Annotated in this window: 11 protein-coding genes; 5 read left to right on the top strand and 6 right to left on the bottom strand. The window is 68.7% G+C overall.

Features of this window, described 5'->3' with window-relative positions:
• Position 1: 1 nt before the first annotated feature.
• On the bottom strand, positions 2–1,276 hold the full coding sequence (locus tag ACFQ0E_RS07645; protein ID WP_386823088.1) for an NAD(P)/FAD-dependent oxidoreductase: 1,275 nt from the start codon (positions 1,274–1,276) through the stop codon (positions 2–4).
• A gap of 91 nt (positions 1,277–1,367) precedes the next feature.
• On the opposite strand from ACFQ0E_RS07645, the gene ACFQ0E_RS07640 reads away from it, so the two are divergent.
• Together ACFQ0E_RS07640 and ACFQ0E_RS07635 are read left to right on the top strand one after the other, a co-directional pair.
• Positions 1,368–1,760 carry a rhodanese-like domain-containing protein gene (locus ACFQ0E_RS07640; protein WP_386823087.1) on the top strand — a complete coding sequence of 131 codons (393 nt, stop codon included), beginning with the start codon at positions 1,368–1,370 and terminating at the stop codon, positions 1,758–1,760.
• Positions 1,761–1,789: 29 nt separating this feature from the next.
• A complete protein-coding gene (locus tag ACFQ0E_RS07635) occupies positions 1,790–2,092 on the top strand; it encodes an ArsR/SmtB family transcription factor (protein WP_386824079.1) in 303 nt (100 codons plus the stop codon).
• 19 nt (positions 2,093–2,111) lie between these two features.
• On the opposite strand, the gene recG is transcribed toward ACFQ0E_RS07635, so the two are convergent.
• Entirely contained in the window at positions 2,112–4,235 is a 2,124-nt protein-coding gene (recG, locus tag ACFQ0E_RS07630) for an ATP-dependent DNA helicase RecG (RefSeq protein ID WP_386823086.1), read from the bottom strand.
• Between the two features lie 37 nt (positions 4,236–4,272).
• A complete protein-coding gene (locus ACFQ0E_RS07625) occupies positions 4,273–4,656 on the bottom strand; it encodes a RidA family protein (RefSeq protein ID WP_386823085.1) in 384 nt (127 codons plus the stop codon).
• A gap of 618 nt (positions 4,657–5,274) precedes the next feature.
• On the opposite strand from ACFQ0E_RS07625, the gene ACFQ0E_RS07620 reads away from it, so the two are divergent.
• Complete coding sequence (locus ACFQ0E_RS07620; protein ID WP_386823084.1) at positions 5,275–7,602, top strand: M14 family zinc carboxypeptidase; 2,328 nt, start codon at positions 5,275–5,277, stop codon at positions 7,600–7,602.
• Positions 7,603–7,679: 77 nt separating this feature from the next.
• On the opposite strand, the gene ACFQ0E_RS07615 is transcribed toward ACFQ0E_RS07620, so the two are convergent.
• The 3 genes from ACFQ0E_RS07615 to ACFQ0E_RS07605 form a co-directional block, all read right to left on the bottom strand.
• Complete coding sequence (locus ACFQ0E_RS07615; RefSeq protein ID WP_386823083.1) at positions 7,680–9,854, bottom strand: RelA/SpoT family protein; 2,175 nt, start codon at positions 9,852–9,854, stop codon at positions 7,680–7,682.
• 166 nt (positions 9,855–10,020) lie between these two features.
• Complete coding sequence (gene rpoZ, locus ACFQ0E_RS07610) at positions 10,021–10,323, bottom strand: DNA-directed RNA polymerase subunit omega (RefSeq protein WP_137851310.1); 303 nt, start codon at positions 10,321–10,323, stop codon at positions 10,021–10,023.
• 140 nt (positions 10,324–10,463) lie between these two features.
• Positions 10,464–11,087 (bottom strand): alpha-ketoglutarate-dependent dioxygenase AlkB family protein, encoded by a 624-nt coding sequence (locus ACFQ0E_RS07605; RefSeq protein ID WP_386824077.1) that lies wholly within the window; start codon positions 11,085–11,087, stop codon positions 10,464–10,466.
• A 102-nt stretch (positions 11,088–11,189) separates the two neighbouring features.
• On the opposite strand from ACFQ0E_RS07605, the gene ACFQ0E_RS07600 reads away from it, so the two are divergent.
• Together ACFQ0E_RS07600 and ACFQ0E_RS07595 are read left to right on the top strand one after the other, a co-directional pair.
• Positions 11,190–12,812 carry an electron transfer flavoprotein-ubiquinone oxidoreductase gene (locus ACFQ0E_RS07600; protein ID WP_386823082.1) on the top strand — a complete coding sequence of 541 codons (1,623 nt, stop codon included), beginning with the start codon at positions 11,190–11,192 and terminating at the stop codon, positions 12,810–12,812.
• Between the two features lie 187 nt (positions 12,813–12,999).
• Positions 13,000–13,647, top strand: coding sequence for a hypothetical protein (locus tag ACFQ0E_RS07595; RefSeq protein WP_386823081.1), 648 nt, complete (start codon positions 13,000–13,002; stop codon positions 13,645–13,647).
• Positions 13,648–13,695: the final 48 nt, after the last annotated feature.

The raw sequence follows: 13,695 nt of genomic DNA, 5'->3' as shown, positions 1-13,695 counted from the left end.
GTCATTTCAGGCGTTCGATGCCCAGGGCCTTGAGCACGTGCTTTTCGTAGACCGGCTCGCTGGTGCCGTGGCGCATCTTGTAGAGGAAGTATTTTTCGAAGGCGATCTTCGCCAGGTGCACCCATTTGCCGGTCTTCGCCCACGTGACGTTGCGCGGCGGGATCTGCGGCAGCGCGACGAAGGCCGCGCCGGTGTCGCCCATGTCGGCGAGGCAGACCGCGTTCCAGGTGCCCTCGAACGTCGCGGGTTTTCCGGCGAGTTCGGCTTCGATGTTGCGCACGATGGTGGTGACCATCGACTCGATCATGAATCCGGTCTTCGGCGCGCCGGTGGGGATCGGCGTGGCCTCGACCGGCGGGATCGCGACGCACACGCCGGCGGCGAAGATGTTCGGGTATTTCACGCTGCGCTGGTGGCTGTCGACGAGGACGAAGCCGCGCGGATTGCACAGGCCCTCGACGGCGGCGACGGCATCGACGCCGCGAAACGCCGGCAGCATCATCGCGTAGGAGAACGGCAGCGCATGCTCCCTGCGCGGGCTGGCCTCGTCGTCGTGCTCGATCACGCGCATTTCGCCTGCGGCGATCGAGGCCACCTTCGCATTGGTGATCCACTTGATGTGGCGCTGGCGCAGTTCGGACTCCATCAACCCCTTGGAGTCGCCGACGCCGCCCAGGCCCATGTGGCCGATGTAGGGCTCGCTGGTGACGAAGGTCATCGGCACCTTGTCGCGCAGCTTGCGCTTGCGCAGGTCGGCGTCGAGGATCATCGCGAATTCGTAGGCCGGGCCGAAGCAGCTCGCACCGGCCATCGCACCGACCACGATCGGGCCGGGCGCCTGCAGGAAGGCCTCGTAGGCCTCCCACGCGCGACGCGCATGCGGCGTGGTGCAGACCGACTGCGTGAACCCGCCGTCCGGCCCGCTGCCCGGTACTTCGTCGAACGCGAGCTTCGGACCGGTGCAGACCAGCAGGTAGTCGTAATCGAGCCAGCTGCCTTCGCCGGTCTGGACCCGGTTGGCCCCGGCATCGATGCGCACCACGCCGTCGCTGCGGAAGTCGATGCCCTTCTTCGCGAGGCATTCGCCCGCCGGCAGGGTCACGGCTTCGGGCTGGCGCCAGCCGACGGCCACCCAGGGATTCGACGGCGTGAAGCTGAACCGATCGCCCTCGCCGACCACGGTCACCCGATGGGCCTTGCCGAGGACCTCGCGCAGCTCGTAAGCGGCGCTCATGCCGCCCAAACCCGCACCGATGATCACGATGGAACTGGCCATGCATCCTCCCCGGCAAGTTGATTGCCATCTAATTTAGAGATATCTTATTTAGAACTTGCTACACTGTCAACCATCCCACCGGAGACCCCACATGCCCTACACCGCTCAGGACCTCGTCGCCCAGGCCCGCGCCGCGATCGAGGAAATCGACGCCCCCCGCCTGCGGGCGCTGCAGGCCGCCGGCACGCCGGTCATCGACGTGCGCGAGCCGGGCGAATTCGCCGAAGGCCGCATTCCCGGCGCGGTGAACATCCCGCGCGGGGTGCTGGAGTTCCAGGTCGACGGCCATCCGGCCGTGAACGGCGCCCGCGACGCGCACCTGTCGCACCGCGAAACGCCAGTGATCGTCTATTGCCGCACCGGCGGGCGTTCGGCGCTGGCGGCGGAGGCGCTGAAGCGGCTTGGTTTCGCGCAGCCGCTGTCGCTGGCCGGCGGCTGGCTGCGCTGGCGGGAGGACGGTGGTGCCGAGGAGATCGCGTCGTGAACGCGCGTCCGCTGTCGATGGGCGAACGGATGCAGGCCCAGGCGGAAGCGGCGGCGGAGCTGCTGAAGGCGCTGTCGAACGCGCAGCGCCTGCGCGTGATGTGTCTGCTGATCGACGGCGAGAAGACCGTCGGCGAACTCAATGCCGAGATCGAGCTGAGCCAGTCCGCGCTGTCGCAGCATCTCGCCGTGCTGCGCGAAGGTGGCCTGGTGCAGACCCGGCGCGAGGCGCAGAACGTGTTCTATTCGGTCGCGGAGGGCCCGGTGCAGCGACTGATGCGCACGCTGCACGACATCTACTGCCCCACGGAAGACCAGGACGGGCTGTGCTGAATCTCCGACGCGGTCCGTTTCAGGCGCTGGCGTAGCGCACCGCGCCGCCGATCCAGCGCAGCGTCAGGCGCTCGGCGAGGTCCGGCGACGCGCGCAGCAGGGCCTCGCCGATGCGCTGCACGGTCGGCAGCAGGGCCGCGTCGCGGCCGAGGTCGGCGATGCGGAACGCGGCCAGTCCGGTCTGGCGCGTGCCGAGCAGTTCGCCCGGGCCGCGCAGCGCCAGGTCCTTCTCGGCGATCACGAAACCGTCGTTGGTCTCGCGCATGGTTTCCAGGCGCTGCCGCGCCATGCGCGACAGCGGCGACTGGTAGAGCAGCACGCAGCTCGACGCCGCGCTGCCGCGACCGACGCGGCCGCGCAGCTGGTGCAGCTGCGCGAGGCCGAGACGCTCGGCATTTTCGATGATCATCAGCGACGCGTTCGGCACGTCGACGCCGACCTCGATCACCGTCGTCGCGACCAGCAGTTGCACCTCGCCGGCCTTGAACGCGGCCATGGTCTTCTGCTTCTCGGCAGCCTTCAGCCGACCGTGCACCAGCGCGATGCGCAGCTCGGGCATCTGCTGGGTCAGCAGTTCGAAGGTGGTCTGCGCCGCCTGCGCGACCACTTCGTCGCTGTCGTCGATCAAGGTACACACCCAGTACGCCTGGCGGCCTTCGCGGCAGGCGGCGCGGATGCGCTCGATCAGTTCCGGCCGGCGCTCGGCGCTCAGCACCACGGTCTGCACCGGCGTGCGCCCGGGCGGCAGTTCGTCGATCGCCGACACGTCGAGATCGGCATAGGCCGCCATCGCCAGCGTGCGCGGGATGGGCGTGGCGGTCATCACCAGCTGGTGCGGCACGCTGTCGCCGCTGCTGCCCTTGTCCCGCAGCGCGAGGCGCTGGTGCACGCCGAAGCGGTGCTGTTCGTCGACGATGGCCAGGGCGAGATCGCGGAAGACCACGCCTTCCTGCATCAGCGCATGCGTACCGACGACCACCTGCGCCGCGCCGCCCGCGATGTCCGCGAGCACGGCGTCGCGCGCCTTGCCGGTGACCTTGCCGGCCAGCCAGACCACACGCACGCCCAGCGGTTCGAGCCAGCCGCGCAGGTTCGCCAGGTGCTGCTCGGCGAGCAGTTCGGTCGGCGCCATCAGCGCCGCCTGCTTGCCCTCCTCCACCGCGAGCAACGCAGCCATCGCCGCGACCACGGTCTTGCCGCTGCCCACGTCGCCCTGCACCAGGCGCAGCATCGGCACCGGCTTGGCGAGGTCGTCGCGGATCTCGGCCAGTACCCGCGCCTGCGCGCCGGTGAGCGCGAACGGCAGGCGCTCGCGCAGGGCGTCGAGCAGGCGCGCCTTGCGCAACTGCGGCGCACCGTGGGACTGCATCGCGATGCGCTGCCGACGCAGGCTGAGGTGATGCGCGAGCAGTTCCTCGATCGCCAGCCGGCGCTGCGCCGGATGCGTGCCGGCGAGCAGCGCCGGCACATCGCTGCCCTGCGGCGGGCGGTGCAAGATCATCAGCGCCTCGCGCAGCGAAGGCAGGCGCGCGCAGAGCGGTTCGCCGGCGAAGACGTCGGCCGGCAGCAGTTCCATCGACGCGCCATCGGGCAGGCGCTGCAGTGCCTGCCCGATGAGCTTGCGCAGCACCGCCGGGCCGACGCCGTCGATGGCGGGATAGATCGGATCGAGGGATTCGCTCAGGCCCGGTTCAACGCCGGTGCCGAGCACGCGATAGCTGGGGTGGACGATTTCCAGGCCGATCTGCCCGGCGCGCGGCGTACCGTAGGCGCGGATGCGCGTGCCGACCGCGAACTGCGCGACCTGGGTGCCCCGGAAATGGAAGAAGCGCAGGACCAGGGTGGCCTGCGAGTCGTCGCCGATGGCGACTTTCAGCATCGGCCGGCCGCGATAGCTGCGTTCGACCGCTTCGACCACGCCTTCGACCTGCGACGGCAGGCCGGGGCGCAGCAGGCGGATCGGCACCAGCTCGGTGCGATCCTCGTACTGGCGCGGCAGGTGGAACCACAGGTCCTGCAGGGTGAGCAACCCGCGCGCGGCGAGCTTTTCCGCGACCTTGTCGCCGACGCCGCTCAGGCAGGTGAGCGGCGTGGCGGCGACGCGGTCGTAGTCGCTGTCGTGGACGGACGATCCGGGGGTCATGCGACGTCGCGATGTCCCAGCATCGACGGGCCGACGATCAGCCGAGGACCAGGATCGCGTCGACCTCGAACTTCGCGCCGCGCGGCAGCGCCGAGACTTCGATGGTCGAGCGCGCCGGGTACGGCGCCTGGAAGACGTCCTGCATCACCGCGTTGACTGCGGAGAACTCGGACAGGTCGGTGAGGTACAGGCCGACGCGGACGACGTCGGCGAACGAGCCGCCGGCGGCCTCGCAGACTTCGCGCAGGTTCGCGAAGGCCTGGCGCGCCTGCGCCGTGATGTCGCCTTCGACGATCAGGCCGGAATTGGGATCCAGCGGGATCTGGCCGGACAGGAAGACCATGCCGCCGGCGCAGGTCGCCTGCGAGTAGGGGCCGATGGCGGCGGGAGCGTTCGGGGTGTTGATCGGTTCGCGGGGCATGGGGCGCTCGTTGTGAACGGATGGGGTCTGAAGGAGAGGATCGGCTGGACGGGCGCCGAAACCATGCGCCCGGGGATGGTACGGGGGAGCGTGACGGCATCGGATCGAAACGACCAGGCCGGCACGCGGGACGGCTTCGTAGTGTAGCGCCGGGGTCGGGACCGGTCATCGCGCGCATTTGAGAAAGAATTGAGCCGCGACTGGATGCGCGCGCGACCATGCGTGCGCACCCTGTGCATGCCGCTGCGTCCGCGCATCGGCACCGTCATGCTGAAACGTCATGAAGACCGGCCACCGAAGCCGCGACTCCATGATCGCCTTCGAAGTTTGCGTCCTCGCAGGCACCTAGCATGGCCCACGAGCGTGTCATGCACGCTCCAGGCGTCCGTCCGGCGATCGCAGCCGGCGCGCTAGACGTTCCGCGCCGGATCACGACGACGGGTTGTTCGAGGGGGCCCCGTCCGCGTATCGCATGCCACGCGCCCATGCTTGATCGAAGCATGCTTGATCGAAGCATGCTTCATCCGAGCATGCCTGATTGGGCATGCCTCACCGGGCCGGGCACGGACGACGCCGCACAGAAAACAACACATCAAAAACGATCAAGGAGAGAACACCATGCGGTACCGTAGTGAACTGCTGTCGGCGTTGCTTCTGTTGTCCGTTCCCGTTGTCGCTTCAACGCAAACCATCCCGTCGATCTCCCCCGGCAGCGCCGAGGATGCCTCGTCGGTCGTCGTCATCCGCTATCGCACCCAGGCCGAGCTGCAGCAGCTGGGCGACCGCTTCCAGCACGTGCACGTGGACCGCCGCGCCCGCACCGTGCGCGCCGACGCCACCGGCCGCGACATCGCCCAGCTGCGCGCGGCGGGCATGGCGGTCACCATCGACCGCGACGCGACCCTCGCCCTGCGCCGCTCCGAAAGCGCCATCGCGCGCAGCGGCTTCGGCACCCGCAGCATTTCCGGCTACAGCTGCTACCGCACGGTCGAAGAGACCTACACCACGCTCAACCAGCTCACCGCGAACAAGCCGGCGCTGGTCAGCGTGTCCAACATCGGCAGCAGCTGGTTGAAGACGCGCGGCACCGGCGGCTACGACCTCAAGGTGCTGCGCCTGACCAATTCCGCGACGAATGCCTCCCGGCCGAACAAGCCGGCGATGGTGCTCACCGGCGGCATGCATCCGCGCGAATACGCCCCGGTCGAACTGGTCACGCGCTTCGGCGAGTGGCTGGTCAACGGCTACGGCACCGATGCCGAAGCCACCTGGCTGATGGACAACTACGTCTTCTACATCGTGCTGCAGTCCAACCCGGACGGCCGCAAGAAGGCCGAAGCCGGCGCCTCCTGGCGCAAGAACGTCAACAACACCAACGGCAGCTGCAGCGCCAGCAGCTTCGGCGTCGACCTCAACCGCAACTTCCCGTTCCAGTGGAACAGCGGCTCCGGCGGCTCCAGCGGCAGCGCCTGCGCGGAAACCTACCGTGGCCCGTCGCGCCAGTCCGAACCGGAAACCCAGGCGCTGGTCCGCCTGATCGCCGGCACGCCCGGCGCCAGCGGCGCCTACAGCGGCGGCATCTTCCCCGACCTGCGCGCCGACGGCGCCACCACCGCCGCGCCGGACACCGCCACCGGCATGTACATCGACGTGCACGCCTACGGCCAGCTGGTGATGTGGCCCTGGGGCTACACCTCCTCGGCCGCGCCCAACGGCACCGCGCTGCGCACGCTCGGCCGCCGCGTCGCGTACCACAACAGCGCCAAGCCGCAGACGATCTCGGAGCTGTACACCGCCGACGGCAGCAGCGTCGACACCATCTACGGCCTGCTCGGCACGCCCAGCCTGGCCTTCGAACTGGGCAACGCCTTCTTCGAGGGTTGCTCCTCGTTCGAATCGAGCGTGCTGCCACGCAACCTCGCCGCGCTGAAGTACGCCGCACGCACCCTGTCGGCGCCGTATCGCTACCCGTCGGGTCCCGACAGCGTCAGCGTCACCACGTCCTCGGCAAGCGTGCCAGCCGGCACGGCGGTGACGATCACGGCCGTGCTCGACGACACCCGCTTCAACCAGACCAACGGCACCGAAGCCTCGCAGGCCATCGCATCTGCACGGATGTACGTCGACACCCCGCCATGGCAGTCCGGCGCGACCGCCATCGCGATGTCCGCGAGCGACGGCAGCTTCAACAGCTCGCGCGAAACCGTGACCGCCAGCCTCAACACGTCGGGTTTGAGCGCGGGCCGGCACATCGTCTACGTGCAGGGCGTCGACGCCTCGGGCCTGGCCGGTGCGCCGAACGCGGTGATCGTGAACGTCACCGGCGGTGGTGGCGGCAACGTCGCGCCGATCGCGGACTTCACCTCGACCGCGCCGACCGCCAGCCTCAGCGTGACCTTCACCGATCGTTCCAGCGACAGCGACGGCAGCATCGCATCGCGCAGTTGGGACTTCGGCGACGGCACGACCTCGACCCAGGCCAGTCCGACCAAGACCTACGCCAGTGCCGGCACTTACACGATCAAGCTGACGGTCACCGACAACGGCGGCCTGAGCCACACGAAGACCGAGACCATCGCCGTCGGCACCAGCACGCCGCCGCCGCAGACCTACAGCAACGGCACCGACTACGCGATCAACGACAACGCCACAGTCGAAAGCCCGGTGACCGTCGCCAATCGTCCGGGCAACGCACCGACCAATGCGTCCGTCGCGGTGAACATCCTGCACACGTTCCGTGGCGACCTGCGCATCGACCTGGTCGCGCCCGATGGCTCGGTCTACCTGCTGAAGAGCTACAGCAGCAGCGACAGCGCCGACAACGTCAACGCGACCTACACGGTGAACCTGTCCAGTGAAGCGCTGAACGGCACCTGGAAGCTGCGCGTGAACGACAACGCAGCGAACGACACCGGTCGGATCGACAGCTGGAGCGTGACGTTCTGATCCGTCATCGCGCGTCCTGAAGTCCGCTCCCCGGGCCCGCATGGGTCCGGGGAGTCCGCCGACTCAGATCCGGACGCTCACATCCGCTGCACGCCGACCACGACCGCAAGGCGGCGCACGCGGCGGATCACGTCGGCGAGATGGATGCGGTCGCTGACCGAGATGTCGAAGCGGATCACCGAGATGTTGCGGTCGCGGTCGAGGTATTCCACGCCTTCGATGTTGGAATCGGCCTGCGCGATGGCCGCCGCGACCTGGGCGAGCACGCCCATGCGGTTCTCGATCTCCACGCGCAGGGCGACGTGGAAATCGCCGCTGACCTCGCGGTCCCAGCCGATCGACACCCAGCGGTCCGGCGACTTGCGGTACTCGGCGACGTTCGTGCATTCGATGCGATGCACCACGATGCCGCGACCGGCGGTGTGGTAGCCCATCACCTCGTCGCCCGGAATCGGCATGCAGCAGTTGGCGAACGTGATCACGCCGCGCTCCGCGCCGGTGATCAGGATCTGCTCGCCCTGCGGCAGGCGCGACTGCGGTTCGTCGTCCGTGTCGCGCCCGGAGCCGCGATGCGCCAGCGCCTGCGCGACCTGCGCCGGCATGCGGTTGCCCAGCGCGATGTCGGCGAGCAGCGCTTCCAGGCGCGGATAGCGATGGTCGGCGATGAAGGATTCCAGACGCGCCGAAGGCAGGCGATCGAGCGAGGTGCCGAGGCTCTCCAGCGCACGATCGAGCATGCGATGGCCGAGCTGCACGGCGTCCTCGTGCTCCAGCTGCTTGAGCTGGTGGCGGATACCGGTGCGCGCCTTGCCGGTGACCACGAACTCCAGCCATTGCGGCTTCGGCGCGGCGGACTTCGCGGTGATGATCTCGACCGACTGGCCGCTGCTGAGCTTGGTGCGCAGCGGCACCAGCTTGCGATCGACGCGCGCCGCAACCGCGTGGTTGCCCACGTCGGTGTGCACGGCATAGGCGAAATCCAGCGTCGTCGCATTGCGCGGCAAGGCCATGATGTCGCCCTTCGGCGTGAACAGGTACACCTCGTCGGGGAACAGGTCGATCTTGACGTTTTCGAGGAACTCCAGCGACGAGCCGGTGGAGCGCTGCGATTCGATCAGGTTCGCGACCCACGACTGCGCGCGGTTCTGCGCGCCGCTGACCGCGCCGCCGTGCTTGTAAGACCAGTGCGCCGCGATGCCGCGCTCGGCGATCAGGTCCATTTCCTCGGTGCGGATCTGCACCTCGATCGGCGAACCGTAGGGGCCGAACAGCACCGTGTGCAGCGACTGGTAGCCGTTTGCCTTGGGGATCGCGATGAAATCGCGGAAGCGGCCATCCAGCGGCTTGAACGCCGAATGCACCACGCCCAGCGCGTGGTAGCACTCGGGCACGCTCGGCACGACCAGGCGGAAACCGAACACGTCCATCACCTGGGCGAAGGTCTTTCCCTCCGAGCGCATCTTCGTGTAGATGCTCCACGGCGACTTGATCCGGCCGATCAGGCGGAACTGGAAGCCTTCCTTGCCCAGCTTCTGCGCCAGCTGCGCCTCGATCTTCGCCAGCGCCTCGCGGCGCACCACCGGCTGTGTGCGGATGCGCCGCGCCAGCACCGCATGGCGCCACGGATGCAGGGCGCGGAAGCCGAGGTCCTGCAGCTCGGCCTTGATCAGGTTCATGCCCAGGCGCTGCGCGATCGGCGCGTAGATCTCCAGCGTCTCGCGCGCGATGCGCGTCCGCGCTTCGGTGCTCTGCGCGCCGAGCGTGCGCATGTTGTGCAGGCGATCGGCCAGCTTGATGAGGATCACGCGCAGGTCGCGCGCCATGGCCAGCATCATCTTGCGGAAGCTTTCCGCCGCCGCTTCCTGGCGATCGCGGAACTGCAGCTTGTCCAGCTTGGTGACGCCCTCGACCAGGTCGGCGACCGTGGCCCCGAAGGGCTCGGCGATGTCCTCGCGGGTGAGCGGCGTGTCCTCGATCGTGTCGTGCAGGATCGCCGCGACCAGGGTCTCGATATCGACGCCCTGCTCGGCCAGCACCGTCGCCGCCGCAACCGGATGGGTGATGTAGGGCTCGCCGGACTTGCGCATCTGCCCGGCATGCGCATCGGCGCCGACGCGCCACGCGCGCACCAGGGTGTCGCGCTGTTCGGCAGGCAGGTAATCGGCGGCGTCCAGCAGCGCGCGGACGTACTCCGGCAACTCCGCGGCGGGCGCGGGCGTGGGGCCGGAGACGATGGGTTCGAGCTGGCTCATGCCTTGAAGACTAAGGGGAAAACGCCGGATTGGGGAGACGCCCGCGGCGATTCATGAACAGCGGAAGCGCGAACGCGCGACGGCCGTCATTTCCCCGGTTCCGAAACGACGAAACCCCGCCGGAGCGGGGTTTCGGGAATGCATGCGACGCGGAGACGCGTGCAGCTTACAGATCGTCGCCCTTCGACAGGTCGTCGTCGGCGACGACTTCGGCGGCAGCCCATTCCAGGGCTTCGCGCTCCTTGCGCTCGCGCTCGGCCTTCTCGACGGCGTCGACGAAGCCATGGTCGATGCGGCGGGCGGCGATCTCGCGCAGGGCCAGGACGGTGGGCTTGTCGTTGGCTTCGCTGTTGTCCAGCTGCGGCTCGACGCCATTGGCGAGCTGGCGGGCGCGCTTGGCGGCCATCATCACGAGCTCGAAACGGTTATCGACGACTTGCAGGCAATCTTCAACGGTGATGCGGGCCATGGGGCTCCCGGCGGCCTGGGGCCGTCCGTCTGATGTGTGGGAACCGGCGATTGTAGCGATCGGACCGTCCCCGGCACAAGGTCGGGCCGACGCGCGGGCATGGGCCGCCGAGCCCATTCGCTTGACAAATGCTTTTCGAATCAGCGACTTGCCGACGAGAGGATGCGTCGGAAGGTCAGGTTGATCCGTGCGCCCACCGGCCGCGCGGTGCCGGCCAGAGCGTGCCGCCAGGCCGTCTGGGTGTCGCCAGCCATCACCAGCAGGCTGCCGTGCGGCAGGTCCAGGTGCCGGGACGCCCCGCCGGCCCGTGGCTTCAGGGAAAACCGCCGCGTCGCGCCCAGGCTGATCGAGGCGATGACCGGTCGCGGGCCCAGCTCGGGTTCGTCGTCACTGTGCCAGCCCATCCGGTCGCGGCCGTCGCGGTACAGGTTGGCCAGCACGCTATTGAACGCGACGCCCAGTTCGCTCGACAACCGCTGGCGCAGGGACTGCAGGCTCGCCGGCCATGGATGCGGCACGAAGCGGGTGCGCGAGTAGGTGTAGACCGCCTCGGGATCGCCGATCCAGCAGCTCAGGCGCGGGGAATCGACCTCGCGCCCGAACATGCGGATGCGGTGGCATTCCCACGGGATGTCCTGCTGCAGTCGATCGAACAGCGCATCGGCCTCGTCCGCAGGCAACCAGCCCGGCGCCAGGCGCAGGTCCGCACCCGGCAGTGCCAGGCCTTCGAGACGGCGATCCGCATGCATCGTTGTTGTCAACATCATGCGCATGCTGCCGATTTGCCCCGGCCGCCGCAAACCGCGAAAATCGACGGCTTGCGACAACACCCGTCCAGAACCGATCGCCCCAGCCGGAGCAGCCAGATGAGCGAACACGCGCAGACCGATGTCGAACGCGATGTCATGGAATACGACGTCGTCACCGTCGGCGCCGGCCCGGCCGGCCTGGCGTTCGCGATCCGGCTGAAGCAGCTGAACCCCGAGATCAGCGTCTGCGTGATCGAGAAGGCTTCGACCATCGGCGCGCAGATCCTGTCCGGCGCGGTGATCGAGACCGGCCCGCTCGACAAGCTCCTGCCGCAGTGGCGCGACAATCCGCCGCCGATCTGCGTGCCGGCGACCGAGGACGAATTCTGGCTGCTGACCAAGACCGGCGGCCGCAAGCTGCCGGTGCCGCCGGGCATGAACAACCACGGCAACGTGATCGTCAGCCTCGGTGCGATGTGCGCCTGGCTGGCGCCGCAGGCCGAGGCCCTGGGCGTGGAGATCTACCCGGGCTTCGCCGCCGCCGAGACGCTGCATGCCGAGGACGGCAGCGTGGTCGGCGTGCGCATCGGCGACATGGGCGTGGCCAAGGACGGGTCGCACAAGCCGGGCTTCACCGCCGGCATCGACATCCGCGCCAAGGTCACCGTGCTCGCCGAAGGCGCACGCGGCCACCTCACCAAGCGCCTCGTCCAGAAGTTCCAGCTCGACAAGGACAGCGACCCGCAGGGCTACTCGATCGGCATCAAGGAACTGTGGCAGGTGCCGGAAGACCGCGTCACGCCCGGCAAGATCGTGCACAGCTTCGGCTGGCCGGCCGACAGCCACACCTACGGCGGCAGCTTCCTGTACCACCTGGACAAGGGGCGGATCGCGCTGGGCTACGTCAGCGGCCTCGACTACCGGGATCCCGACTACAAGCCGTGGGAAGCCTTCCAGCAGTGGAAGAACCATCCGATGGTCAAGCCGCTGCTCGAAGGCGGCAGCATCGTCTCCGCCGGCGCCCGCGCGATCGTGACCGGCGGCTGGCAGTCGCTGCCCAAGGTGGAGATGCCCGGCGCGCTGCTGATCGGCGACACCGCCGGCCTGCTCAACGTGCCGAAGATCAAGGGCACGCACCAGGCGATCCGCAGCGGCATGCTCGCCGCCGAGCACCTGGTCGCCTCGCAGCTGTCGCCCGCCGGTTTCGACGCCAAGCTGCGCGCCTCCGACGCGATGGCCGAGCTGAAGAAGGTCCGCAACGTGAAACCCGGCTTCAAGCGCGGCCTGTGGTTCGGCATGCTCAACGCGGCCTGGGAAACCGTCACCGGCGGCGCATCGCCGTGGACCCTGAAGAACAAGGCCGACTGGTCGTCGCTGCAGAAACTCTCCGACGCGGAAAAGCCGAAGCGGGACTACGTCGACCGCACCCTGGCGCCGCGCGACCGCCTCGCCGGCGTGTATTTCGCCGCCACCGAGCACGACGAAGACCAGCCGGTGCACCTCAAGGTGCGCGACACCTCGGTCTGCGTGACCCGCTGCGCCGAGGAATACGGCAACCCCTGCACGAAGTTCTGCCCGGCCGGCGTCTACGAGATCGTCGACGATGAGGCAGGCAAGCGCCTGCAGATCAACGCCGCCAACTGCGTGCACTGCAAGACCTGCGACATCAAGGATCCCTACCAGATCATCGACTGGGTGACGCCGGAAGGCGGCTCGGGCCCGAACTACCAGAACCTCTGATCCAGCGGCAGCGGCCGCACCGCCCGCATCGCTCCACTGCGCCGGGACGCCCGGCGCCATGCCCCGCACCGGGCGCTTTCGCGTGCCTTGTTCTCGCGTCGCGACTGGGCTAATGTCCTGAAGACACAAGGACATGTGTTGCGATCGGGGCGCCCGCCTGCGGCGCCGGCAACCATCGGGGGGAGCCATGGCGGATCTGCAAGGTCTGTGCGACACGCTCCAGTCGCTCGCCGATAGTGGCGCGAGCGCGAAGGTGTCCTATTACTACGTCGGGGACGACGGCGTCGCCCTGCGCAACGGCGCGATCCTGGTCGATCACGGCGTGCGCGCCCACATCGATCATGGCGCATCCGATGCCGCCGCATCGATCGCCGCCATCGCCACGCTCAAGCTGGTCAAGGTGGCCTCGCTGCAGATGAGCGAAGTCCGCCCGGCGCCGCACATGGCCTCGGTCGATCTGGCGCAGCTGATCGCGGAATTCAACGCGCACATCCGTCGTGCAGCCGTGCCGGCGCCTGCACCCGCGCCTGTCCCCGCGCCCCGCCCAGCCGAACCCGCTCCCGGCTCGACCGCGCAGTTCGTGGCGATCCTCGCCGCGCCCAGCATCGAGCTGCGCAGTGAAGCGCTGAAGCTGCTGGAGCCGCTGTTCGGCGTCGGCGCCGCGCGCAAGGTCGACGACTTCGCACGCCTCCACCCGCCTGCGGAACGCCCGCAGGAATTCCTGCTGCAATGCCAGCAGCACGTCTCGGTCATGCTCGGTGCCAGCAAGGCCGAAGCTCTGTTCCGACCGCTCTACGACCGCCTGGAATCGGAACGCCTGCATCGTCGCAGCTGAAACGCCGTCCCGCCCGCCTTCACCGTCTGTCTCCCCCGCCCGCATCCC

It is taken from the genome of Lysobacter brunescens (genome assembly GCF_042677005.1).
Classification (GTDB): Bacteria; Pseudomonadota; Gammaproteobacteria; order Xanthomonadales; family Xanthomonadaceae; genus Lysobacter_I; species Lysobacter_I brunescens.
This window is presented reverse-complemented; position numbering and strand designations above follow the sequence as displayed.

What these genes read in the sequence shown, in the direction of transcription:
- ACFQ0E_RS07645 (WP_386823088.1), bottom strand. Translation starts at nt 1,276, where the DNA reads ATGGCCAGTTCCATCGTGATCATCGGTGCGGGTTTGGGCGGCATGAGC.
- ACFQ0E_RS07640 (WP_386823087.1), top strand. Translation starts at nt 1,368, where the DNA reads ATGCCCTACACCGCTCAGGACCTCGTCGCCCAGGCCCGCGCCGCGATC.
- ACFQ0E_RS07635 (WP_386824079.1), top strand. Translation starts at nt 1,790, where the DNA reads ATGCAGGCCCAGGCGGAAGCGGCGGCGGAGCTGCTGAAGGCGCTGTCG.
- recG (WP_386823086.1), bottom strand. Translation starts at nt 4,235, where the DNA reads ATGACCCCCGGATCGTCCGTCCACGACAGCGACTACGACCGCGTCGCC.
- ACFQ0E_RS07625 (WP_386823085.1), bottom strand. Translation starts at nt 4,656, where the DNA reads ATGCCCCGCGAACCGATCAACACCCCGAACGCTCCCGCCGCCATCGGC.
- ACFQ0E_RS07620 (WP_386823084.1), top strand. Translation starts at nt 5,275, where the DNA reads ATGCGGTACCGTAGTGAACTGCTGTCGGCGTTGCTTCTGTTGTCCGTT.
- ACFQ0E_RS07615 (WP_386823083.1), bottom strand. Translation starts at nt 9,854, where the DNA reads ATGAGCCAGCTCGAACCCATCGTCTCCGGCCCCACGCCCGCGCCCGCC.
- rpoZ (WP_137851310.1), bottom strand. Translation starts at nt 10,323, where the DNA reads ATGGCCCGCATCACCGTTGAAGATTGCCTGCAAGTCGTCGATAACCGT.
- ACFQ0E_RS07605 (WP_386824077.1), bottom strand. Translation starts at nt 11,087, where the DNA reads ATGTTGACAACAACGATGCATGCGGATCGCCGTCTCGAAGGCCTGGCA.
- ACFQ0E_RS07600 (WP_386823082.1), top strand. Translation starts at nt 11,190, where the DNA reads ATGAGCGAACACGCGCAGACCGATGTCGAACGCGATGTCATGGAATAC.
- ACFQ0E_RS07595 (WP_386823081.1), top strand. Translation starts at nt 13,000, where the DNA reads ATGGCGGATCTGCAAGGTCTGTGCGACACGCTCCAGTCGCTCGCCGAT.